Source organism: Allobosea sp. RAF48 (genome assembly GCF_052114025.1).
Lineage (GTDB): Bacteria > Pseudomonadota > Alphaproteobacteria > Rhizobiales > Beijerinckiaceae > Allobosea.
The window spans coordinates 95,944-117,439 of record NZ_JBFRDZ010000012.1 but is presented as its reverse complement, the minus strand read 5'-3'; the positions used below and the strand labels follow the sequence as shown (position 1 = coordinate 117,439).

Below are 21,496 nucleotides of genomic sequence, written 5' to 3'. Positions count from 1 at the left end.
AGTCCGTCGGTGCCCTTCCTGCGCTCGTCCCGATCGTTCTCTCACGACGAGCGACGATGGCGAGCTCCTTCAGGTGGAGCGCTTCTTTCGATCATCCTTGCGCTTGTCCTGCTCAACTGCCGCGCTTGCCGAGCGCACAATGGTCGCAATTGCCAAGGGCGGATTGCCGGATTTCTCCGATATTAGACGATCCTGCTCCATGATCGTCGCTCGCGCGGGCTCGTCGCCATCCAGGCCGCCGAGCAAGGAGGTGGGAACGCGCCGATTGGAGGTTCTCGATCCGTCTTGATAAACGACATCGAACATCGTGAACTCGGTATCGAGAGCTTTGGATTTTGTCCGCTTAGCCACTTTAGCTTCCTTGCCGCGATGCGCGTATTAACCGAGCACGTCCTAATGGCACTCGCTTGCATCATTCGCCACCCCCCGGCTTCGCGCGAAGCAGCCTAATCGTCTTGCAGGTCGAGTTCGACTTGCTCGAAAGCCCCGTCGTTAGCGGCAAATCGGCGGTTAGGCATGGCGGGCCCGGGCCGCTGGTCGTTCGCGAGCTTGCCACACTCATCGCGCATCGCCTGCAGGCCGGCTGCACCGAAGAGCGATAACCCCGAAGATCGGTTGGCGCCTTGCGCTGACGCGTGTTCGCAGGGATGCGGGAGCGGCTCACAGGGCTTGACGGTGGCGGATTGACCGGGGCTTTCAGCCGGGAACACCGCATCCAGCGCGCGCGTTCGCTCTCCAAAGGGAGGAGCGTTCCATGGGTCATAAGCTCTTGGTCATTGCCGCGGTGCTCGCGCTGAATATTGGTACAGCCGCCCAAGCCCAATTTCATCCGCCCACAAATGAAGGCGCGGGCGCTAAGCCAGGGGCGGCGCCTCAGCAAGGTGCCGGCGGCGGGGCCGCTGAACAGTCTCCCGATGCGAACCGACGAGAGAATGCGCAAAGCAAAGGCGGCGCGGATTCGCAGCTAAATCGCGACTATGGAAAGGACACGACGCCGACGGGGAAGGAATTGCACGAAGGACAGCCAGCCCCGCCGAAGCCGTAGCTCGCTTAGGCGCCTCCAAACGCTTGGTTCACGACCAAAACGGCAACCAGCCAGGCTGCAGTTGTTGGCGCGGTGCGGCCTTGCCAAAAGCTCACGCCCTTGGGCGCATCGCTCGCCCGTCGCGCTCTATCTCGTTATCCCGTCCGATCTGTTCCCAATGGCCCACCGATCCCGGCCCTATTCCGGCAGTCTCAGGCCCGCCAGGAACGTGGCGACCGCGAGCGTATGCTTGGGCTGCGCCTGGCAGTGGCGCTCAACCGCGATGATGATTTCGCCGTCGCCATATTGCGACAAGCGAGAGGGGGAATGCTGGCGCAGCGCGTCAACGACCCATTGGCTGATCGCGGTGTGCATCTGTTCGTCAGTCGACGCGCGCTTCATCCAGAGTTCGCAGGTGACGTAGTCCTGCAGGAATTCGCCCTTGCGCGGCTCGGCGCTGATAGCGCTCAATGGAAATGCGGCCACGCAAAGAACCGCCAACGCCCATAGGCGCATCGTTATGCCCCTGTCATGTCTACCCCGGAGCCGGACTTTACCCGTTCCCGATCCTCGGTCCAGCCGCGAAACGCGTTTCCTCGCCGGACGTCTTCGCACGGCTCTTCGTGACCCAACCCGCTCGCAATGCGGACGCGCTCCTCGGCCCGGGCGGTGCTTGGGGCGTTCAGCGCTCCCAAGGGGGAGGATGGCCAAAGGCGCGGCGAAGGCAATCGGCGAAGGCGCGCAGCTTCGCCGAGGGGCGGCGACCTTCGGGATGAGCCAGGTGAATGAACTCGGTTTCAGGCTGAACGCCGATGTCGACGATGCGCAGACGGCCGCTCCGGATTTCGGCGCTGGCGATGAACAGCGGCAGCAATGCGATGCCGAGACCGGCCAGCGCGGCATCCCGCATCATGTCGCCGTTGTTGACGCGCAGCGCGGGGCGCGCGCGCACGCTGGTCGTGCCCTGCGGCCCGCGGAACCGCCAGTCGCCGGCTCCCCGATTGGTGTAGAAGACGCCGTCATGCCCATCGAGCTCGGCCATTGAGCCGGGCGTCCCGCGCCGCGCGAGATAGTCCGGAGACGCAACGAGAACCCGCCGGCTCGGCGCAAGCGTCCAGGCGACGAGGCGCGAATCCACGATCGGCCCATGGCGCAGCACGGCATCATAGCTGTCGGAGCCGGCATCGACACGGCGGTCATCGAGGTCGAGCGTCAACTCGATCCGGGGATGCCGGGCAAGGAAAGGGTAGATCGCCGGGCCGAGATGCATCCGGCCGAAGGTGACTGGTGCCGAAATCCGCAACGGTCCGACAAGGGCGCCGCGTCGCTCCGCCATGTCGGCGGCAGCCTCCTCGACCTCCCGCGTGATACGAATCGCGCGCGCAAGGAAAGCGGTTCCGTCCTCGGTGAGCGTAAGCCGGCGGGCGCTGCGATGCAGGAGGTTCGCTCCCAAGCCGCGCTCCAGCTCCGCGAGGCGGTCGCTTACCACCGATTTCGATAGATGCAGCCGGCGGGCCGCCTCGCTCAGTGAGCCGGCCTCCGCGATCGCGACGAAGGTCGCGATGCCGTCGAGCTTCAGCATCGTTCGGCTTTCCCGGACATAAGTTTCGCCCATGCGATGCTAATCCGAACGGGGCCCGAATGCTACGTTCCGTCTCGCCAACGGGGCAGATAGCGACGGTCGCACGGACCGCCCTCCCGACAGGCGGGAGATACTCGATGTTGAAGTTCGCACTCGCACTTGGGGCGCTTGCCTTGGCCGCCCCGGCGGCCGCCCAGGTCCCCGACTTTCCGGCGTCCTTCAAGACGCAGGAGATCGCGACCAACGGCGCGACCATCCACGTTCGCCTCGGCGGGCGGGGACCGGCAGTGGTGCTGCTGCACGGCTATGGCGAGACCGGCGATATGTGGGCACCGATGGCAGCCGATCTGGCGCGGGACTACACGGTGATCGTGCCTGATCTGCGGGGGCTCGGCCTGTCGTCCAAGCCAGCCTCCGGCTTCGACAAGAAGACCCAGGCCGGGGACGTTGCGGGCGTGCTCGATGCCCTCAAGATCGAGCGCGCCGATATCGTCACGCATGACATCGGCAACATGGTCGGCTTCGCCTTCGCCGCACAGTATCCGCAGCGCGTCGGCCGCTTCGCTCTCATCGACGCACCTGTGCCCGGCGTCGGTCCATGGGAGGAGATCCTCAAGAACCCGCTACTCTGGCATTTCCGCTTCGGCGGGCCGGACATGGAGCGGCTCGTGGCCGGCCGCGAGCGCATCTATCTCGACCGCTTCTGGAACGAGTTCTCGGCAACACCGGCGCGCTTCACCGAGGCTTCGCGCGAGCACTACGCCAAGCTCTACGCACTGCCTGGCGCCATGCATTCTGGCTTTGCCCAGTTCGCGGCCTTCGATCAGGACGCGATCGACAACCGCGCCTATCTGAAGGCCGGCGGCAAGCTCACCATGCCGGTTCTGGCAATCGGTGGAGAAAAGTCGTTCGGCACGACGATGGCGGTCGTCATGCGTGACGCTGCGACCGACGTAACCGAAGGCGTCGTCCCCGATTCCGGTCATTGGATCATGGAAGAGAACCCCACGGCCACCATCGCGATAGTCCGCGCCTTCCTGGACAAGGGGCGCTGACCGATCTGGTCGCAGGCACCGGACGCCGGCTGTGCTCGGCGGTACGCTTCGGGCCGGCCAAAGCCGGCCTTTTCACCCGATCGCTTCTGCGGGCAGCCACGCCTCGCCTTGATCTCGCTCAAAGTATCATCCGCGGGGGAGGTCCAAGATCACGACGCTCCGCTTACGGAAACCTCGGCATGAGCACCGCACCGAATGCTGCCCCGGGGTCGCCAAAGACCCGGGGGACCCTTTCTGGTCGACACACCCTTGGGCTGTGTCTGCACGCTCGCGATGGGGGTTCTCGGCATTCACCTCTTCGCGAGCCACATGGCCCACATCGTGGCCGCACCCATGGAACGAAAGATGCGCTGAGACCGCTTTTTACCTTGGTCGACAGACTCGCAAAGGAGGGCCCGCCATGAAAACGCTTGTTCTCACCTCCGTTCTGATTGCTCTCGCCGGACCCACCCTGGCCCAGGCGCCAACCTCCCATGACCAACACAATCCGGGTGGTGCCGCTGCAGCGCAGGCCCAATCCACGGCCCCGGCAAAGCCTCAGGCAGCGCCCGGTCAATCCGGGATGCCAATGCCCATGGGTCAGATGGTGCAAGGCCAGATGATGGACAGGGGCATGATGAGCGGAAGGATGATGGGCCGGTTCTCGGCCGAGGACATGAGCGCCTTCATCGACGCCCATATCGCGGCAATCCATGCCGGGCTGAAGCTGTCCGCCGACCAGGAGAAGGCGTGGCCCCCCGTCGAAGCTGCGATCCGCAACCTGGCAACCCTTCACCTTGGCCATATGCAGGCCATGCGCCAGACCCGGGGAATGATGGCGAGCGATCCGGTCGGTCGGCTCCGCATCATGGCCGACCATATGAGCCAGGGAGCGGACGCCGTGCGCAAGCTCGCGGACGCCGCGTCGCCGCTCTATGCGGCCCTCGACGGAGCCCAGAAGCGGCGGCTGCAAGTGCTCGTCCGGATGGGCGACAGCGGCATGATGGGGCGGGGGATGATGACGGGGTGGGGAACGATGGGTCCCGGTGGCGCCATGATGCCCGGCGGAGCCGGGGACGATGACGACGACAGTCAGGAAAGCCGCTGACACTCCAGCCCGGATGACGTCGGCCACGGAACGCGGGCACCTCCGCGCTCGGAGCCATCCGGTCGTGGGGGGATGAAAGCGGGCAGGCGCAAGCTCGCCCGCCCCGCAATGTCACTTTGGAAGGCACGGGGGGCCGCGACGGCCCGTGCGAGACCTCCAACGACGCGTTCAGACGAAGTTGCCGCTTGACCTTACCATCGTGGGAAGGTGCATGGTGCGCTCATCGTCAGAAGCGGAGATCATTCCATGTGCGGATGCAGCAGCCACTCCTCCCGGCCGGGTCAAGCGGTCGAGCGGGATCCGAACGCCTTGACCCTGCGGGTCGAGGACATGACCTGCGGCCACTGCGCAGGCACGATCAAGAAGGCGATCGAGACTGGGCTGCCCGGCACGCAGGTTGAAGCCGATCCGGCCTCCAAGCTGGTGTCCGTCCGCGGTAGCACCGACCTGGCGTCCATCAAGGCCCTCGTGACCAAGGCCGGCTACACTCCGGTCGCGGCCTGACGGAGGCGCGCTCACAGGTAGAGGATTAGCCCCGTCGGCTCCGGTCGGCGGGTTTTTCGTTTTCAACGGTGTCGAGAGAGGAACATCCACCGCCCTTTAACGTTGTTTCCGCGGTTGGGAAATTAAGTTTGGAGAATTCATGATGCGCAAACTGCTCGTCGCTCTTGCCGTTGCCACGTCGTTCGCTGGAGCGACTGCTCTGCATGCTCAGACTGCGACGACCGCCACGCGCGAAGTCTATATCAAAGCTGAGCCGACCGACGTGCTCAGCAGTAACCTGATCAACCTCAAGGTCCAGAACAATGCCAAGGACAACGTAGGCGAGATCAAGGACCTCGTCGTGTCCAATGGGAGGCTGTCCGGACTTATCCTGTCTGTCGGCGGCTTCCTGGGCATGGGTGAGCGCTATGTCGTGGTCGCGCCAGCCGCCGTGAAGGTGGTTTATTCCGAGAACGACAAGAAGTGGTCGGCGACCATGGATACGACGAAGGACGCGCTGAAAGCGGCGCCCGAGTTCAAGTACGAAGGCCGCTGGAGCAAGTAGGCTGCTCCCGTTGCTCAGGCCCCGTCAGCTCTGGCTGGCGGGGCCATTTTGCTGTTCAGGTTGCCTCACCGGCATTACCCGCCCCGTGACCGCGAGATACCGGTCGCTGGAATGCATCACTGCCACGTCTATCTGGGTGCCGTCCTCGCATATCACGCGCAATTTGGAATGAAGCGCGGCGGGATCGATGTCCGAGGTGTCGCAGTACAGGTATCCAGCGCGGATTTCGTCATAATCGCTGCCAAATTTGTAGGAGAGCGGGAGCATCCGCCCGTCCCGCAGGATGAGCAAACCTGTCCCGACATACATTGCTCTGTCCCCGCCTCAGCGGCGCCCGTAGCAGTCCCGAACGCCAACAGACAATTGCTGAAGTACACGCCTGTTCCGGGATGAAAGCAATCGACGTTTGGCTACCCGCCGGGCCCCCCAGGGGGCGCCTCATTGCATTGCATGCGACGGCGTGGAGGGCTGGCCAGTTCGCCGTGGACCGAAAGCCAAGCATGATGACGCAGCGCCATCATCCGATCACGCGGAACACGACCGGCTTGGATTCGTTCCGTTTTCGAGAGGTCGGTACCTGATATGATCCTTCTATTCGTCTCAGCTCTTGGCCTGATTGTGGCCGGAGTTGTTATTGCGTTTTCGGCAGAGGGATGGACCGCGGCGCCTTGGAGCGGGGAAGCTGGCATGTCCAAGCCGGATGCAGGCGACCGTCAACCCGAAGCATCTTCATTTGTTCAGCCGATCGACACCGCCGACGACCCGGTTGCGGCAATGAATCAATGGTGGGACTGGGTACCGTGGTTGCGGCGCGGTGGAAGGGGCATCTGACATTCGGCCGGGGTCAGTTGTCGCGCACGCATCTTGGCCACGCTGGCTTCGGCGGGCCGGGGAGTAGCAAGAGTCAAGGCGCCCGGCGCTGCGAATACCTCGCTTGGGCGGGAGGCCCCCTCTAGTCGGCGATGCCGTCCCGGCCTTCGATGGCCATAAGAGTTGCCGTGAGCAGGGCAATCAATCGCTCATTTCCGTCTTTCGCTGCAAAGACCTCAGTCTGGGCCAGCGTCAGCGTGCGCCCCGCCTTGACGACCTTGCCACGCGCGATGATGCGCTCGCCGGTCGCCGGCGCCAGGAGATTGATCTTGAACTCGGTGGTGAGCACCCCGCGGTCCATCGGCATCGTGCTGAGGGCGGCATAGCCCGCCGCGCTGTCCGCAATGGCGCTGACTGCACCTGCGTGAACAAAGCCGTGCTGTTGGGAGATTTCCGGTTTGGGCACCAGTTCGATCACGACCTGTCCCGGTGCGACACTCGTCACGACTGCGCCGAGCGCGCCCATGAGCCCCTGCTTGGCGAAGCTGGTCCGAATTCGTTGATCAACCCGCGCCAACTCGTCGTTCATTTGAATGTCCTCCGCAGTGCAGCGTGACATGCAGCCATTCGGCTGGAAACCGGGCGTGATTGAGCCGCCATTATAGTTTCGCCACTGTCCGAAATGCATTCGCCAGTTTCTTGACTGCGATTTCGGTCTCGGCGGACGTCGAGGCGGCAAAGCCCATCAGGAAGCCGGCCTCGGCATCACCCGTGGCGTGAAGGGCCGACAATCCCAGAAGCTCGATCCCGGCACGCCGCCCAGCATCGATGGCGGCACGTTCGGATAGATCGCATGTCAGCAGGCAGGGCATTTGCAGCCCGCCGATGGGAATGCGCGGCTCGACAAAATCCGACAGGTGCTTCTGGACGAGATCGACAAGCGCATCGAGCCGCTGCGCATAGATGCCGCGCATGGTGCGGACATAGGCGCCAAAATGCCCTCCCTCCATGAAGCGGGCCAGCGTCAGTTGCGCCATCGGGGCGGAATGCCCGTCGAGGAGAGTGCGCGCGATGGTCATCGGCTTCACGAGTTGCGGCGGCAGCACGACATAGCCGATCCGCAGGCCCGGAAAGAGCGACTTGGTGAAGGTGCCGATGTAGATCGTCCGGTCGTGGGGATCGAGCCCCTGCACGCAGGCCGTCGGCTTGCCGGCATAGTGGAATTCGCTGTCGTAGTCGTCCTCGATAATCCATGCCTGATGCCTGGCCGCCCATTCGATCAGGGCCAGACGGCGGTCCAGCGCCAGCGTCGCCCCGGTCGGAAACTGGTGGGAAGGCGTCAGGGAAACGGCTTTCGCCTTGCGCGGCTGGGCCAGAATCTGCTCGACGACGATCCCTTGCCGGTCGACCCGGATTGGGACGCATTCGAGGCCCGCCGCGTCGAACGCCTTGCGCGCGCCGTGATAAGCCGGGTTCTCGATGAAGATCCCGTCGCCGGGATCGAGCAACATGCTCGCGCACAACATCATGGCCTGCTGCGAACTGGTGAGGACAAGCACCCGGTCGGCTGTCGCGCGCGCGCCGCGCTCCAGGTTCACGTAATCAGCGATGGCGCGGCGCAGCGGCTCGGTTCCCTGCGGATCACCGTGAGCCAGCGCCTGGGTGCCGATCTCCCTGCGCACCTGCCGTTCCAGCCTCTCCCAGAGCTGAAGAGGAAAGGTGCGGGTTTCCGGCACGCCGGGCGAGAAGGGCCGGGGCGACAGCGTATCGTGCACCCCGCCGCTGCGGAACATGGCATTGCCGCGCTTGCTGAGGTTCGGAGCCTGGTGGCGCAGCAGCGCATCCCGCTGGGACAGGCGATGGCCGGGCGTGAACTCCGTCATCTCTGCCACGAAGCTGCCGCTCCCGACGCGGCGATCGATGAAGCCTTCGGCATGGAGCCGGACGTAGGCTGCTTCGATCGTATCGCGCGACACCCCCAGCGATTTTGCGAGCGCGCGCGAGGCCGGAAGGGGTTTTCCCGGTCCAAGCGCGCCATCGATAATCAATTGCCGGATGGCCCGCTGGATCCGCGCATGGAGCGGCATCGCCGCATGAGCGGGGTGGGCCATCCCCGCCTTCACCGTTTCCAGTTGAGAGTGCCTGAACAAATGGTCTGATCCCCTCGAATAAAATGGATGGGAACATCGGGCCATTGTTTGACTATGTGTCAATCCGACTTGTTGGCCCTGCGTCCCGAGCTTCAGGAGATTTTTCAGGATCATGTCGTCCCGCGCCGCATCTTCACCCATTCGCTTGAACGACCTGCCCCATCCTGTCGTCGCGGGCCTGATCTCCGTCATCGTCAACTATGGAGGCACCTTCATCCTGGTCTTCCAGGCGGCGAAGGTCGCGGGGCTGAGTCCTGAGCTGACGGCCTCCTGGGTCTGGTCGGTTTCGATCGGCGTGGGGCTGACGGGTCTCTTCCTGAGCTGGCGCTATCGCGAGCCGATCATCACGGCCTGGTCGACGCCTGCAGCGGCTTTCCTCGTCGCAGCGCTCGGCACCACACCCTACGCCGACGCCGTCGGCGCCTATATGCTCTCGGCAGCGGCCTTCGTCGCGCTCGGGCTATCCGGCTATTTCGAGAAGGTCATCCGGCTGATTCCGCCGGGTATCGCCTCGGGCCTGCTGGCCGGCATCTTGCTCCAATTCGGCATCGGTGCATTCGGCGGCGCGAGCGTCGATCCGCTGCTCGTCGGCTTGCTGGTCATCGCCTATGTCGTGCTGAAGCGCTTCTCCGCGCGCTATGCCGTGGTCGGCATCCTGCTTATCGGGCTGACCTTCTTGCTCATGCAGGGTCGGGTCGATCTGTCCGGACTCAAGCTGGCGTTCGCAGCTCCCGTCTTTACCATGCCGGCGTTCTCGCTGGACGCGCTGCTGTCCGTCGCGCTGCCGCTGTTCGTCATCACGCTGACCGGTCAATACATGCCGGGGATGCTGGTGCTGCGAAACGACGGCTTCAAGACCAGCGCCAATCCGATCGTCACCGTGACGGGTCTCGGCTCACTGGTCATGGCCCCGTTCGGTTCCCACGCCTTCAACATTGCGGCGATCACGGCCGCGATCGCCACGGGTAAGGAGGCTCACGAAGACCCGTCGAAGCGCTGGATCGCTGGCATCGCGGCCGGCTGCTTCTATGTGCTCGTCGGGGTGTTCGGCGTCACGCTCGCCGCCGTCTTCATGGCCTTCCCGGCGACCTTCATCACCACGCTGGCCGGCCTCGCGCTGCTCGGCACGATCGGTGGCAGCCTCGCGGGAGCGATGGCCGATCCGGCGTCCCGCGAAGCCGCGCTCATCACCTTCCTGGCCTCGGCTGCGAACATCAAACTGCTCGGGATCGGCGGGGCGTTCTGGGGCCTGGTCGCCGGGCTCGTCGCCCATCTCGTTCTGAACGGCGGCCTGCTGCGCAGTCAACGGAACGGGCCGACCGGGAGCGAGGCTGCCGCAAAGTGACGACCGCCCACCCGCCTGCCCGGCGCCGGAACCGGTGACGTTCCTCGCGTCGGTCAGGGCGAGGATATTTCGCCGATCGAGAAGCGCACTGCGGAGCCTCGGGAGATAGCGGCCCGATGAGGTCGCTCTCTCCCGGGAGGGGCACGGCCCCGTGATCAGGCCGGATCCTTGCGATAGACGATGCAGCCCGGGCACAGGGCAACGTCGCCATAGAGCTTGCGCGCAGGCGCGTTGCTTCGCGTGTCTGCCAATAGACGCGTTTGGCGCCGGCCCGGCGCGCAGACCGCGCCTTCCACTGCTTGACAGAGGCGCAGCTGGCTGCCTAGTGTCTACTTGTATACAAGTATAACGATAATCGTCACCGGAGGAACGCCATGATCCGCCCTTCACTCGCGGCAGCGTTGGTTTGCGCCGCGTCGCTGCTCCAGCTTTCGGAGGCCAAGGCCGGCCCGGTGCTCGACGAGATCAAGTCGAGCGGCAAGCTGATCTGCCTCGTCAGCCCGAGCGCACCGGGTTTCTCGATCCCCGACAGCAAGGGCGTGTTCCGCGGCTTCAACGCCGATTTCTGCCGGATGGCGGCGGCGGCGATCCTCGGTGACGCGAGCAAGGCCGATATCCGCGGAGTCGGCTTTTCGGATGCTCTGAAGAGCCTCGTCTCGCGGCAGGCCCATATGGCTTCACGCTCGATCACCGAGACCGGCACGCGCTCGGCCGATCCCGGCCTCGCCTTCGTGGCGACGACCTTCTACGACGGGCAGGGCTTCATGGTCTCGAAGTCGCTCGGCGTGAAGTCCGCCAAGGAGCTGAAGGGCGCGACCATCTGCGCCGAGGACGGCTCGACGACTCTGCTCAACATCGCCGATTGGTATGCCGCGCAGGGCATGTCCTACAAGATCGAGAACATCGCCGATAAGACTGCGCGCCTGCAGGCGTTCTATGCCGGCAAGTGCGATGCCTATGCTTCCGACCTGACGGCGCTGGCGGCCGACCGCCAGCTCGCCAAGGACCCGGACAGCTACGAGATCCTGCCCGAGGTGATCTCGGCCGAGCCGCTGACGCTCGCGACCCAGCCCGATGACGAGCTGCAGAAGGCGGTGCGCTGGGCTTTCGCCGCCATGCTCAACGCCGACGAGCTCGGCATCAATTCCGGGAACGTCGACAAGGCGGTCGCCGATCTCTCCAAGCAGCCCAAGGCAGTACAGCGCCTGTTCGCGAAGGATGGCGCGGCGGCGGACATGGCCGCCAAGCTCAAGCTCCCGGCCGACTGGGCCTATCAGGTCGTCAAGCAGGTCGGCTCCTACGGCGAGGTTTTCGACCGCAATCTGGGACCGGCAACGCCGTTCAAGCTGAAGCGGGAAGGCACCCAGAATGCGTCAGTGCGCAATGGCGGCCTGATGTACGCCTATCCGATCCGATAAGCTGCATGCCGAGGCGGCTGGCTCGGGGCGGCCGCACGAGGGAGAACGCGCTTGGTCCAGCCGAGCGAGACAATGCCGGACGAGTACATCGAGTCCGTCGTTTCCATCCGGGCGGTCGTGGATTGCCCGGGCGGCGGCCGGCTCGTCACGCTCGGCGTGCCCGGGCTCTCGATCGACCATCGCGGCCGTGGCTGGGTCGACCCTGAGTCGCTCGCGGAGACCCTGGCGGAGCTCGGCCGCCTCGACACGGCGCTCTTCGTCCTGCTGGTTCGCGACGACGAATGCCCTGCCGGCCTGCGCAGGCTGCTGAAGCAGAGGGCCAGGGAAGCAGGCATCGATCTGATCGCGTTGCCGATCGAGGACTACGAAGCGCCCGGCGCGCCGTGGTTGCGGGCGTGGCGGCGAATCGAGACGATGGCGGACCGCCAGATGGCGGCCGGCCGCTCGCTCGCCCTCTGCTGTCTCTACGGCGCGGGGCGGAGCGGGACGGTCGCCGCCGCCATCCTCTGCTGGAAGGGGCTGACGCCGCCCGAGGCGCTCGGCCGGCTTCGAAACGCCTTTCCGGACTCGGTCGAAAGCCCGGTCCAGGAAGCCTGGGTACAGTCGCAGACCGGCGGAAGCCTGTTCCTGCGGGATCAAGACGAGGAATTCTGAACGTGGCGCTACAACTGGCACCGAGATCCGCTCCGGCGCGCGCCGAGGAGATGCTGCAGACCCTCCGGTTCCGGATCTGCCGCGAAGACCCGGAGACCTCCATCATGCTGCACGAAGGCAAGCTGGCGCAGGAGTTCGGCGTCAGCCGGACGCCGATCCGGCAAGTCCTGCAGCGGCTGGCCTTCGAACATCTGCTCGAGACGCGCTCCGGCATCGGCACGGTGGTCAGCCCGCTGCAGCCAGCCGAGCGGAGGCTGCACTTCGCCATGCTCGCCGACGTGCTCCGGCTATGCCGGCGCTGCGCGGCACCGAAACTGGACGTCCCGGCCCGTGTCCTCGCAGGCACGATTGCCGGGCTTGCGCGAAGCCCGGGGCCGGATCCGGAAGGAAGCTATTTCGAGATCCGCACGCAGATGCTCGAACTGGCGTCCGGCCTCATCAGGGACCCCATCGCCTCGGAAGCTCATGCCGCGATGCATTGGCGTGTCATCCGCTGGCGGATGCAAGCCGTGCGGAACGACGCCGCAGCGGCCTTTGCCGGGCTGGAGAGCACCATTGCTCTGCTGGAGCGGGCGGCGACGCCGGGGGATGTCCTCGATTGCCTCGCCGCCGAGGCACCGCTGGATTGACGGAGCAGGAGATGAGCACCGCCCAGGCGCAGTTCCTGCGCCGCGCAGGATTACCGCCGGCCGTCGCGGGCGCACTCTGGCTCGGCCCCATGCCCGGCCGGAAACGGCCGCTGCGCGAGGATCTCGAAGCGCTGGCCGAGGCGAAGGTGAGCCGCATCATCTGCCTGGCGCCTCCGGAGGAGGTCGCGCGGAAATCGCCGGACTACGCAGCTCTCCAGCCTGGCGTCGCCATTGCCGTGACGGGGTTTCCGATCAGCGATTTCGGCATTCCCGAGGACGAGGAGGGGCTGCGCTCGCTCGTCGACCGGGCGGCCCGCGACCTGTTGCGGGGGCAGAGCCTGTTCCTGCATTGCGCTGCCGGGATCGGGCGAACCGGCATGGTCGGCATCTGCATCCTCGTCGCGCTCGGCCTGGGGCTGGAAGAAGCGAAGGCGGCCATCGCCGCGGCCGGCTCGGGGCCTGAAACGGAGATCCAGCGGGAGCTGGTCTGCCGCCTTGCCGCAGGCATGCGACGTCCCGCACTCTCCGGCATCGACAGGACGGGCCGACCATGAGCTCCGCCAGCATTGGCGGCGCGTCGCACGCGCTCGGCCCTCCCCCGGTGAAACGCCCGTTTCCCGTGGTCGACTGCCTCATTGGAGGCGGACTGCTTCTCGTCCTCGCCTTCATCGCCATCAATGTCCGCGCCAACATGACGGCTGCCGGCATGCAGCCGGGCTTCGGCTTTCTCTGGCAGCAGGCCGGCTTCGATCTCAGCGAAAGCCTGATCCCCTACAACGCCGAGGACAGCTATCTCCGGGCCATCCTCGCCGGGCTTGTCAACACGCTATTCGTCTCGGCGGTCAGCCTCATCCTCGCCTGCGTGGTGGGGTTGGCGGTCGGCCTGGTTTCCGTCGGGCCGAGCCCGCTCGCGCGGCTGTTGGCGCTCGCCTATGTCGAGCTCTTCCGCAACCTGCCGAAGATCCTCATCCTGCTGGTTCTGTTCGTCGTCGCGGTCAACGGACTGCCGACGCTCCGGCGCGCGATCGCGCTGGGGCCTGTGCTCATCTCCAACAGGGCGATCTATTTCCCCTGGCTGGCCGCTGATCCGCGCAACGGCATCTGGCTCGTTCTGTCGCTCCTGCTTGCCGCGACGATGGCGACGCTCTGGATGCGCCATGCGGGGCGGCGACAGGCCGCGACCGGGAAGCGGCCGCCGGTCATGCCGGTTCTGCTTGCACTCTTCCTCGTGATTCCGGCCGGCCTCGCGCTGCTCCTGCAGGCGCCGCTGCAGCTTAGCCGGCCAGTGCTTGCCGGCTTCGCGGTGGAGGGGGGCGTCGGCATTTCCATCCAGTTCTGCGCGGTGGTCGTCACTTTGGCGCTCTACCATGGCGCACAGATCGCCGAGGTCCTGCGCGGCGGCATCGAGGCGGTGCCGACGGGCCAGATGGAAGCCGCCGCGGCCCTCGGCCTGACACGCGGCCGCACCATCCGCCTTGTGGTCGTCCCGCAGGTGCTGCGGACCGTCATCCCGCCGCTGAACAGCCAGTTCGCCAACCTGCTCAAGAACACGTCGATCTCGATCGCCGTCGGCTATTCGGACCTGATGTCCGTCAGCGGCACCGCCATCAACCAGACGTTCCGGCCGCTGGAGCTCATGCTGATCACCATGGCGCTCTATCTGCTGCTTTGCCTCGGCCTCACCGGAGTCCTGAACCGGTGGAGCGACCGGATCCGTGCCCGCGAAGGACGGGGGGCCCGATGAGCATCACCCTTCCGGCAGCGACACCCAGATCGGCGCCCCCGCGGCCGGCCCGATGGATCGCCGGCGTGATCGCAAGGCCGGGCGCCGCGCTGCTTTCGGCGGCGAGCGCCGCGCTGGCTCTGTGGCTCGGCTGGACCATGCTGCGCTGGCTCATCCTTGCCGCGGTTCCTCCCTGGGGCGAGGCCGCCCGATGCGCTGCGGCCACCGGCGCGTGCTGGCCGTTCTGGGTCGAGAAGACGCGCTTCATGCTCTTCGGGACCTATCCGTTCGACGAGCAATGGCGCCCTGCCCTCGTCTCGGCGATCCTGCTGGCGCTATCGGGCGGGACGGGCTGGATGGCTGTAAGCGGGCGCTGGCCGAAGGCGACGACCCTGGCCGGCCTCTGGGGCGCCGGCATTCTGGCGAGTTTCCTGCTGATGGGCGGAGGAGCGCTCCGACTTGCCCCTGTCGACGCCACGCGTTGGAACGGATTGCCGCTGCTCCTGATGCTGTCTGCGATCGCGCTGGCGCTGGCGTTCCCACTCGGCATCCTGCTCGCGCTTGCACGCTACCAGACGCGACATCGCCTGCTGAAGCGGATGGCCGGCCTTTTCGTCGAGTCCATGCGCGGCGTGCCGATGGTCACGCTTCTCTTCGTCGGTGTCTTCGTCCTTCCGCTGACCTTGCCCAAGACCATGGTTATCGGCCCGATCGCAGCGGTGCTGGTGGCGCTGGTCCTGTTTCACGGCGCCTACCTGGCCGAGGATGTGCGCAGCGGGCTGCTCGCCTTGCCCGCAGGGCAGCATGAAGCGGCGTCCTCGCTGGGCCTCGGCTTCTGGGCGACCGCCCGCCGGGTGCTGCTGCCGCAGGCGATCGAGCGCTCGATGCCGGCCCTGGTGAACAGCACGATCGGCGCCTACAAGGACACGTCGCTCGTCGTCGTGCTGGGGCTGCACGATCTCAACGCCACCGCCAAGATGGCGTTCAGCGATGTGGCCTGGGGCCACCAGGCGCTGGAAGCCTATGTCTTCGTCGGCGCCTGGTTCCTGTTGTCCTGTTCCTATCTGTCCTGGGTCGGCAGGCGGCTGGCGGCCAAGAGCTCCGGCCGCCGGCGATAGCGATGCAGACCTGCCAGCTGAGCCGCCTTCAGCGCGCGGCCTCGACCTCGCGCAGGCAGATCCTGAGGCGGTCGAGGATCATCTCGACGTCATCGGCGCCGACCGTGAGCGGCGGGCGGATCTTGAGGATGTTGTCGGCCGGGCCTTCGCGCCCGACGAGGATGCGCATGTCGCGCAGGCGGTTCATGACATGGGCTGCCGCGTCGGTCGCAGGCTCCAACGTCTCGCGATCCGTGACCAGCTCCAGCCCGAGGAAGAGGCCGATGCCGCGCACGTCGCCGACGCAAGGATAGTCCGCCATCAGCTCGCGCATGCCCGCGAGCAGCTTGTCGCCCATCGCCTTGGCATTGGCCGAGAGACCTTCCTCCTCGACGATGTCGAGCACCTCGGAGGCGATGCGGCAGGACAGGTTCGAACCGCCGAAGGTCGAGAAATATTCAGGGCCTTCGGCGAAGCGCTCGGCGATGGCGCGGGTGGTGGTGACCGCGCCGATCGGGTGGCCGTTGCCGAGCGGCTTGCCGAGCACGACGATGTCCGGCCGCACCGCCTGCTGCTCGAAGCCGAAATAATGGTCGCCGAGGCGGCCGAGACCCGTCTGGACCTCGTCGGCGATGCAGATGCCGCCGGCGGCACGGATGCGCTCGTAGACAGCCGCGAGATAGCCGGGCGGCGGGATGATCTGGCCGCCGACGCTCGGGAAGGTCTCGGCGATGAAGCCGGCGACCTTGCCGCCACGTTCCGCGATGGCGTTGAGCGCGCCGTCGACCTGCTTGGCATAGTGCAGCGCCCGGTCGGGATCGTCGCGGCGGAAGCGGCCGCGATAATCGTCGGCGACGTCGACGAGTTGCACCCAGGGCTTGCGGCCGCCCATGTTCGGCTTGTTGAACTTGTAGGCGGAGATGTCGATCGCGCCGGTGGTGTTGCCGTGATAGCCGTGATCGGGCGTGACGATGTCGTAGCCGCCGCTGGCGGCGCGGGCGAGGCGCAGCGCCAGCTCGTTCGCCTCCGACCCGGAATTGACGAAGAAGCAGACCTCCAACTCCCCTGGCAGCTTCGCGGTCAGCCGCTCGGCCAGCGCCATCGGTGCCGGGTGCAGATAGCGCGTGTTCGAGTTCATCCGCGCGAGCTGGTCCATCGCGACGGCCCGGATGCGCGGATGGGCATGCCCGACATGGGGCACGTTGTTGTAGGCGTCGAGATAGGGCCGGCCCATCGCGTCGAAGAGATGGTGGCGCCAGCCGCGCAGGAAGGTGACCGGGCGCTTGTAGCTGAGCTTCAGGTTCGCGCCGAAGCGGGCCTTGCGCTCGGCCAGCAGGGCGTCCTCGTCGATCGCCTGGTAGGCGACGACGTCGTCGGGCAGGTTGAGCAGGGCGGCGGGGTTCGGGCAGATCGCCTGCCAGAGTGCCCAGTCGTCGGGATCGGCGACGCCGGGCCAATCATGGCCCATGCCGTCCAGCGTCAGCGCGAGCTGGAAGTGCAGATGCGGCTCCCAGCCGCCGTTCTCCTCGGCCGGGCCGAGCCTGGCGAAGGCCTCGCCTGCGGCGATCTCCTGGCCTGGCTTCAGCTTCGCGGCGCCGTCCGCAGCGAGATGGCCGTAGAGCGTGTGGAAGACATCGCCCGCGGGCGTGCGGTGCTCGAGGATGACGACGCCGCCATAGTCGAGATGGCCCTTGCGGTTCTCCGCCAGCGCGACGCGGCCGGCCAGCGGCGCGCGGACCGGCTCGCCGGCGGGGCCGAAGACATCGACGGCCATATGGATGGTGCGGCGGTTCGAGGCGAGCCAGCGCCCCTTGCGGAAGGCCTTGTCGGTATAGACCAACCGCGGCTCGCCATATTGACCGAGCCACCATTCGGAGCTGATGCCGATGGCCGCACCGAGGTTGCGGGCCTCGACGGCACGCATGCTGAACGGGTTCTGCGGAATCGTGGCCTCGGCCACGCCGAGCGAGCCGACCGGGAGGTCATCGAGCTGATGGCCGAGAACAGGCGCGAAATTGCCGCGCTGTCCGGCGATCCAGCTGGCGATACGGCCGGCGGCGTCGGTGACGGGCAGGCCGCAGGCATTGCGCAGGCGSGCGSCCRTCAAYTCGCCGTCGATGGCSGGGTTKTCGAGMAGRCGCCAGGCGGGGSCYTGCGAGATCGTGACATAGGSRTCGTTCGGGCGGTCCTTGGCTTGAATCGTCGAGTTCACGACGCTGACCGCGAGGCGCATGCGCAGGAGCGGCCAGATCAGGCCGATCTCCTCGGAACTCAGCGGCGAGACGGCGTGATAGCCGGCGACGAAAGCGGCGAGCGCGGCCTCGGGCGTCTCGTGGTCGAGGATGGCGTAGGCCGCGGCGATGGCGATCTCGCAGACGCGCGGGCCATTGGTCATGTCGCCGAAATCGATCAGAGGTCGAGCCGCGCCGTCAAAGCGCCGAGTTCGGACAGGACGGCAGGCGGTTGCGGCCCGGCTTCACCCATCGGGATGCCCTGAAAGGCGCGCTGGACCCAGACCATGCGCTGCTGGCCCTCAGCATCCGCCACGTTCTGCCAGAAGCGCTTGCCCTCCGCGGGGAGGAGGCGGGGCAGCGGCAGGGTCGGATCGGCCGCGAGGGCGTGACTGATCGCGGCGCATTGCTGCTCGACGAGGGCAGGCTCGCCCTGCGGGCGCATCGCCTTGACGATGACGTCGCCCTCGCTGGTCCGGCCACGGAAGTTGAGGTCGTATTCGCCGCCAACGCGACTCAAATCGCCCACAATGCCAAACTGCGCACAAACGCCACCCAGCCAACTCTCGGTCATGCTTACTCTCCGGGCCCCATCGACCGGCATTGATCGAAGCGCCACCATGCGTGCGGCGGCGCCAGCAAGGCTGGACGCTTAGCGTCGCCTGATCACGGCAGTTCAACTCGCGGCGGACAGTCTCGCCAGGGCATGGCCGTGCAGGCTGCGATCGCCGGCTGCGGCGATCTGGCCCTTCCAGTGCAGATCGATCGGCCTGCCGGCCCAGTCACTCACGACACCGCCGGCGCCCTCGATGATCGCCGCGGTGGCGAAGACGTCATAGGGATCGAGGCCGCCATCGACGGCGAGATCCGTATTGCCGCGCGCGAGGCAGCCATAGGAGTAGCAGCTGCCGCCATACTGGGTGAAGGCGACCGTCCGGTCGAGGCGCCCGACGGCCGCGCGCTCCGCATCGGTGAGGAAGCGCGGGTTGGAGCTCGTCAGGAAGGCCCGCTCCAGGCCGTCGCAGGGCTTGCAGCGCACGGGCTTGCCGTTGTGATCGGCCGAGACGCCGGCGATGCCGGACATGCGTTCCCGCGTCGCCGGCAGATCCATGACGCCGAGCCAGGGACGGGCGGCGCGCGCCACGCCGATCAGGATTCCATAGACCGGAATGCCGGCAATGAAGGCGGCGGTGCCGTCGATCGGATCGATGACCCAGACGAATTCGCGGTCGAGACCATAGGAGCCGAACTCCTCGCCGAGAATGCCGTGATCCGGATAGGCGGCCTCGATGCGTTCGCGCAGGCGCTTCTCGATGGCGCGGTCGGTCGCGGTGACGAAGCTCTGGTCGGCCTTGTAGTCGATCGTATGAGTCGCCTGCACGGCTTCGGCAACGATGGCGCGGCCTTCATCGGCAAGCCGGCCGGCGAAGGCCAGGAGTTCGGTGGCGATGGCGTCGGTCATGTCGGTCACTCAGTGCGAGAGGATCTGGCCGAGGAACTGGCGGGCGCGCTCGCTTCTCGGCTTGGAAAAGAAGTCATGGGGCGTGGCGGTCTCGACGATCTCGCCGGCATCCATGAAGACGATGCGGTCGGCCACCGAGCGGGCAAAGCCCATCTCATGGGTGACGCAGACCATGGTCATGCCGTCGCGCGCGAGATCGGTCATCACGTCCAGAACCTCCGAGATCATCTCGGGATCGAGCGCCGAGGTCGGCTCGTCGAAGAGCATGATCTGCGGGTTCATGCAGAGCGCGCGGGCGATTGCGACGCGCTGCTGCTGGCCTCCCGAAAGCTGGATCGGGTATTTGTCGGCCTGGTCTGCGATGCGGACGCGCTTGAGATAGCCCATGGCGGTCTCGCGGGCCGACTCCTTGTCCTTCCGGCGGACGAGGCGTTGGGCCAGCATCAGGTTCTTCACCACGGACAGATGCGGGAAGAGGTTGAAGCTCTGGAACACCATGCCGACCTCGCGGCGCACGGCGACGGCGCTGCGTTCGTCCGTCAGCGCGGTGCCGTTGACGGTGATGCGACCGCTGTCATGGCTCTCCAGCCCGTTGATGCAGCGGATCATCGTCGATTTTCCGGAACCGGAGGGGCCGCAGACGACGAGCTTCTCGCCCTTGGCGACGTCGAGGCTGACATCCTTCAGCGCCCGGAAGCTGCCGAAATTCTTGGACACCTTGTCCAGCGTGATCTGCGCGGGCGATGTCATGCCGAGGCATCCCTCTTCACATAGCGGCTGGCATAGGCTTCCAGATGGCCGAAGCAGAACTGGAAGAACCAGGCCATGACCAGGTAGATCAGCGCCGCCGCGATGAAGATCTCGAAAGGCGCGAAGGTCTTGGAGACGATGGTGCGTGCGACGCCGGTGATCTCCATCAGCGTCACGGTGCTGGCGAGCGCGGTCGCCTTCATCATCGAAATGAATTCGTTGCTGTAGGCCGGCAATGCCAGGCGCACGGCGATCGGCGTGGTGATGTAGACGAAGCGCTGGCGCGGCGAGAGGCCGAGCGCCCGGGCGGCCTCGTTGACGCCCTTGTCGACGCCGAGCACGCCGCCCCGCAGGATCTCCGATATATAGGCCGAGCTGTTGAGCGTGAGCGCAAGGACGCAGCAGCCGAAAGGCTGGCGCAACAACGGCCAGAAGATGCTTTCCCGCACCGCCTCGAACTGCGGCAGGCCGTGATAGATGATGAAGAGCTGCACCAGGATCGGCGTGCCGCGCAGGAAGTAGATATAGGCCTTCGCCGGCCAGGTCAGATACCAGCGCCCGCTGATGCGCAGGAGCAGGATGACGATGGCGAGCATCAGCCCGAAGAACATCGACAGGAAGAGCAGCTTGAGAGTCAGGCCGATGCCGGCGGCGATCTGCGGCAGGCTCGACAGGATCAGGTCGACATCGAAGCTCATCGCGCCGCCTCCATATGGCGGTTCGCGTAGCGCTCCAGCGCCCAGACGACCAGGGTGATGGCCGTCGTGATGGCGAGGTAGATCGCGGCGACCGTCATGTACATCAGGAAGGGCTTGTGCGTGACGGAGGTGGCCATCTCGCCGACGAACACGATCTCCTCGAGGCCGATGACCGAGATCAGGGCCGTATCCTTCATCACCGACAGCATGTGGTTTCCGAAGTTCGGCAAGGCGAGGCGCCACATCTGCGGCATCCGCACGTAGAAGAAGGTCTGACTCCTGGTCAGGCCGAGGGCCAAGGCGGCCTCGACCTGGCCGTGCGGGACGCCGAGAAAGGCGCCGCGGAAGGTCTCGGTCATGTAGGAGCCGACGATCAGGCCGATCGCGAGCGCGCCGGCCCAGAAGGGCGGCATGTCGACGAATTTGATCTGCGGATCATAGAGATGGGCGAGCTTGGTCAATACGACGGCGATGCCGAAGTAGAACAGCAGCAACACGACCAGTTCGGGCGTGCCACGGAAGACCACCGTATAGGCCTTCGCCAGCGTCCGCGCGAGGCGGCTGCGCGACAGCTTGGCGCTCGAGCCGACCAGGCCGAAGATCACCGCCAGGATGAGAGCGGCCACAAAAACCCTCAGAACCGTCAGGGTCCCGAAGAAGAAATCATCCCACCAGCCGGAAAGCGCGGCCATTATCCCTCCCCTTCATCCGGAAACGAGCCGGCATTGCCGGC

At 66.1% G+C, this 21,496-nt stretch carries 25 protein-coding genes; 13 read left to right on the top strand and 12 right to left on the bottom strand.

Annotation, left to right across the window (positions count from 1 at the left end):
• Positions 1-69: 69 nt before the first annotated feature.
• Entirely contained in the window at positions 70-351 is a 282-nt protein-coding gene (locus AB4Z10_RS20520; protein ID WP_441472237.1) for a hypothetical protein, read from the bottom strand.
• Between the two features lie 403 nt (positions 352-754).
• On the opposite strand from AB4Z10_RS20520, the gene AB4Z10_RS20515 reads away from it, so the two are divergent.
• On the top strand, positions 755-1,045 hold the full coding sequence (locus tag AB4Z10_RS20515) for a hypothetical protein (protein ID WP_441472236.1): 291 nt from the start codon (positions 755-757) through the stop codon (positions 1,043-1,045).
• A 177-nt stretch (positions 1,046-1,222) separates the two neighbouring features.
• Here the strand turns inward: AB4Z10_RS20515 and AB4Z10_RS20510 are convergent, their stop codons facing one another.
• Together AB4Z10_RS20510 and AB4Z10_RS20505 are read right to left on the bottom strand one after the other, a co-directional pair.
• On the bottom strand, positions 1,223-1,540 hold the full coding sequence (locus tag AB4Z10_RS20510; protein WP_441472235.1) for a hypothetical protein: 318 nt from the start codon (positions 1,538-1,540) through the stop codon (positions 1,223-1,225).
• A gap of 166 nt (positions 1,541-1,706) precedes the next feature.
• On the bottom strand, positions 1,707-2,606 hold the full coding sequence (locus tag AB4Z10_RS20505) for a LysR family transcriptional regulator (protein ID WP_441472234.1): 900 nt from the start codon (positions 2,604-2,606) through the stop codon (positions 1,707-1,709).
• A 137-nt stretch (positions 2,607-2,743) separates the two neighbouring features.
• Here AB4Z10_RS20505 and AB4Z10_RS20500 point away from each other — a divergent pair, with 137 nt between their 5' ends.
• The 4 genes from AB4Z10_RS20500 (at position 2,744) to AB4Z10_RS20485 (ending at position 5,796) form a co-directional block, all read left to right on the top strand.
• Entirely contained in the window at positions 2,744-3,661 is a 918-nt protein-coding gene (locus tag AB4Z10_RS20500; protein ID WP_441472233.1) for an alpha/beta fold hydrolase, read from the top strand.
• A gap of 400 nt (positions 3,662-4,061) precedes the next feature.
• Positions 4,062-4,748: a Spy/CpxP family protein refolding chaperone gene (locus AB4Z10_RS20495; protein ID WP_441472232.1), complete on the top strand. Its 687-nt coding sequence runs from the start codon at positions 4,062-4,064 to the stop codon at positions 4,746-4,748.
• 309 nt (positions 4,749-5,057) lie between these two features.
• Positions 5,058-5,252, top strand: a complete 195-nt coding sequence (locus AB4Z10_RS20490) for a heavy-metal-associated domain-containing protein (protein ID WP_441472231.1) — start codon at positions 5,058-5,060, stop codon at positions 5,250-5,252.
• Positions 5,253-5,394: 142 nt separating this feature from the next.
• Positions 5,395-5,796 (top strand): PRC-barrel domain-containing protein, encoded by a 402-nt coding sequence (locus AB4Z10_RS20485; RefSeq protein WP_441472408.1) that lies wholly within the window; start codon positions 5,395-5,397, stop codon positions 5,794-5,796.
• A gap of 24 nt (positions 5,797-5,820) precedes the next feature.
• Here the strand turns inward: AB4Z10_RS20485 and AB4Z10_RS20480 are convergent, their stop codons facing one another.
• Positions 5,821-6,105, bottom strand: coding sequence for a hypothetical protein (locus tag AB4Z10_RS20480; protein WP_441472230.1), 285 nt, complete (start codon positions 6,103-6,105; stop codon positions 5,821-5,823).
• A 378-nt stretch (positions 6,106-6,483) separates the two neighbouring features.
• Between AB4Z10_RS20480 and AB4Z10_RS20475 the strand changes: the two genes are divergently transcribed.
• Entirely contained in the window at positions 6,484-6,627 is a 144-nt protein-coding gene (locus tag AB4Z10_RS20475) for a hypothetical protein (protein ID WP_441472229.1), read from the top strand.
• Between the two features lie 121 nt (positions 6,628-6,748).
• Here the strand turns inward: AB4Z10_RS20475 and AB4Z10_RS20470 are convergent, their stop codons facing one another.
• Together AB4Z10_RS20470 and pdxR are read right to left on the bottom strand one after the other, a co-directional pair.
• Entirely contained in the window at positions 6,749-7,195 is a 447-nt protein-coding gene (locus AB4Z10_RS20470) for a PaaI family thioesterase (protein ID WP_441472228.1), read from the bottom strand.
• A gap of 70 nt (positions 7,196-7,265) precedes the next feature.
• The gene (pdxR, locus tag AB4Z10_RS20465; RefSeq protein ID WP_441472407.1) at positions 7,266-8,756 is read right to left on the bottom strand and encodes a MocR-like pyridoxine biosynthesis transcription factor PdxR; all 1,491 of its coding nucleotides are present in this window, start codon (positions 8,754-8,756) and stop codon (positions 7,266-7,268) included.
• Positions 8,757-8,868: 112 nt separating this feature from the next.
• Here pdxR and AB4Z10_RS20460 point away from each other — a divergent pair, with 112 nt between their 5' ends.
• The 7 genes from AB4Z10_RS20460 (at position 8,869) to AB4Z10_RS20430 (ending at position 15,643) form a co-directional block, all read left to right on the top strand.
• The gene (locus AB4Z10_RS20460; RefSeq protein ID WP_441472227.1) at positions 8,869-10,101 is read left to right on the top strand and encodes a benzoate/H(+) symporter BenE family transporter; all 1,233 of its coding nucleotides are present in this window, start codon (positions 8,869-8,871) and stop codon (positions 10,099-10,101) included.
• Positions 10,102-10,475: 374 nt separating this feature from the next.
• On the top strand, positions 10,476-11,519 hold the full coding sequence (locus AB4Z10_RS20455) for a transporter substrate-binding domain-containing protein (protein WP_441472226.1): 1,044 nt from the start codon (positions 10,476-10,478) through the stop codon (positions 11,517-11,519).
• A 51-nt stretch (positions 11,520-11,570) separates the two neighbouring features.
• Positions 11,571-12,173: a protein-tyrosine phosphatase family protein gene (locus tag AB4Z10_RS20450; RefSeq protein ID WP_441472225.1), complete on the top strand. Its 603-nt coding sequence runs from the start codon at positions 11,571-11,573 to the stop codon at positions 12,171-12,173.
• Positions 12,174-12,175: 2 nt separating this feature from the next.
• Positions 12,176-12,802: a GntR family transcriptional regulator gene (locus tag AB4Z10_RS20445; protein ID WP_441472224.1), complete on the top strand. Its 627-nt coding sequence runs from the start codon at positions 12,176-12,178 to the stop codon at positions 12,800-12,802.
• A gap of 11 nt (positions 12,803-12,813) precedes the next feature.
• Positions 12,814-13,356 (top strand): protein-tyrosine phosphatase family protein, encoded by a 543-nt coding sequence (locus AB4Z10_RS20440; protein WP_441472223.1) that lies wholly within the window; start codon positions 12,814-12,816, stop codon positions 13,354-13,356.
• Positions 13,353-14,546, top strand: a complete 1,194-nt coding sequence (locus AB4Z10_RS20435; RefSeq protein ID WP_441472222.1) for an ABC transporter permease subunit — start codon at positions 13,353-13,355, stop codon at positions 14,544-14,546. The genes AB4Z10_RS20440 and AB4Z10_RS20435 overlap by 4 nt, the downstream gene beginning before the upstream one ends.
• Before the next feature lie 65 nt (positions 14,547-14,611).
• Positions 14,612-15,643, top strand: a complete 1,032-nt coding sequence (locus AB4Z10_RS20430) for an amino acid ABC transporter permease (protein ID WP_441472221.1) — start codon at positions 14,612-14,614, stop codon at positions 15,641-15,643.
• A 28-nt stretch (positions 15,644-15,671) separates the two neighbouring features.
• Here the strand turns inward: AB4Z10_RS20430 and AB4Z10_RS20425 are convergent, their stop codons facing one another.
• From AB4Z10_RS20425 to AB4Z10_RS20400, 6 genes are all read right to left on the bottom strand, one after another.
• Positions 15,672-18,017 (bottom strand): aminotransferase class III-fold pyridoxal phosphate-dependent enzyme, encoded by a 2,346-nt coding sequence (locus AB4Z10_RS20425; protein ID WP_441472220.1) that lies wholly within the window; start codon positions 18,015-18,017, stop codon positions 15,672-15,674.
• A 14-nt stretch (positions 18,018-18,031) separates the two neighbouring features.
• A complete protein-coding gene (locus AB4Z10_RS20420) occupies positions 18,032-18,427 on the bottom strand; it encodes a hypothetical protein (RefSeq protein ID WP_441472219.1) in 396 nt (131 codons plus the stop codon).
• Positions 18,428-18,529: 102 nt separating this feature from the next.
• Positions 18,530-19,315, bottom strand: a complete 786-nt coding sequence (locus AB4Z10_RS20415; RefSeq protein ID WP_441472218.1) for an inositol monophosphatase family protein — start codon at positions 19,313-19,315, stop codon at positions 18,530-18,532.
• 9 nt (positions 19,316-19,324) lie between these two features.
• A complete protein-coding gene (locus AB4Z10_RS20410) occupies positions 19,325-20,065 on the bottom strand; it encodes an amino acid ABC transporter ATP-binding protein (RefSeq protein WP_441472217.1) in 741 nt (246 codons plus the stop codon).
• Positions 20,062-20,763 carry an ABC transporter permease gene (locus AB4Z10_RS20405; protein ID WP_441472216.1) on the bottom strand — a complete coding sequence of 234 codons (702 nt, stop codon included), beginning with the start codon at positions 20,761-20,763 and terminating at the stop codon, positions 20,062-20,064. The genes AB4Z10_RS20410 and AB4Z10_RS20405 overlap by 4 nt, the downstream gene beginning before the upstream one ends.
• Positions 20,760-21,455: an ABC transporter permease gene (locus AB4Z10_RS20400; protein ID WP_441472215.1), complete on the bottom strand. Its 696-nt coding sequence runs from the start codon at positions 21,453-21,455 to the stop codon at positions 20,760-20,762. The genes AB4Z10_RS20405 and AB4Z10_RS20400 overlap by 4 nt, the downstream gene beginning before the upstream one ends.
• Positions 21,456-21,496 lie beyond the last annotated feature (41 nt).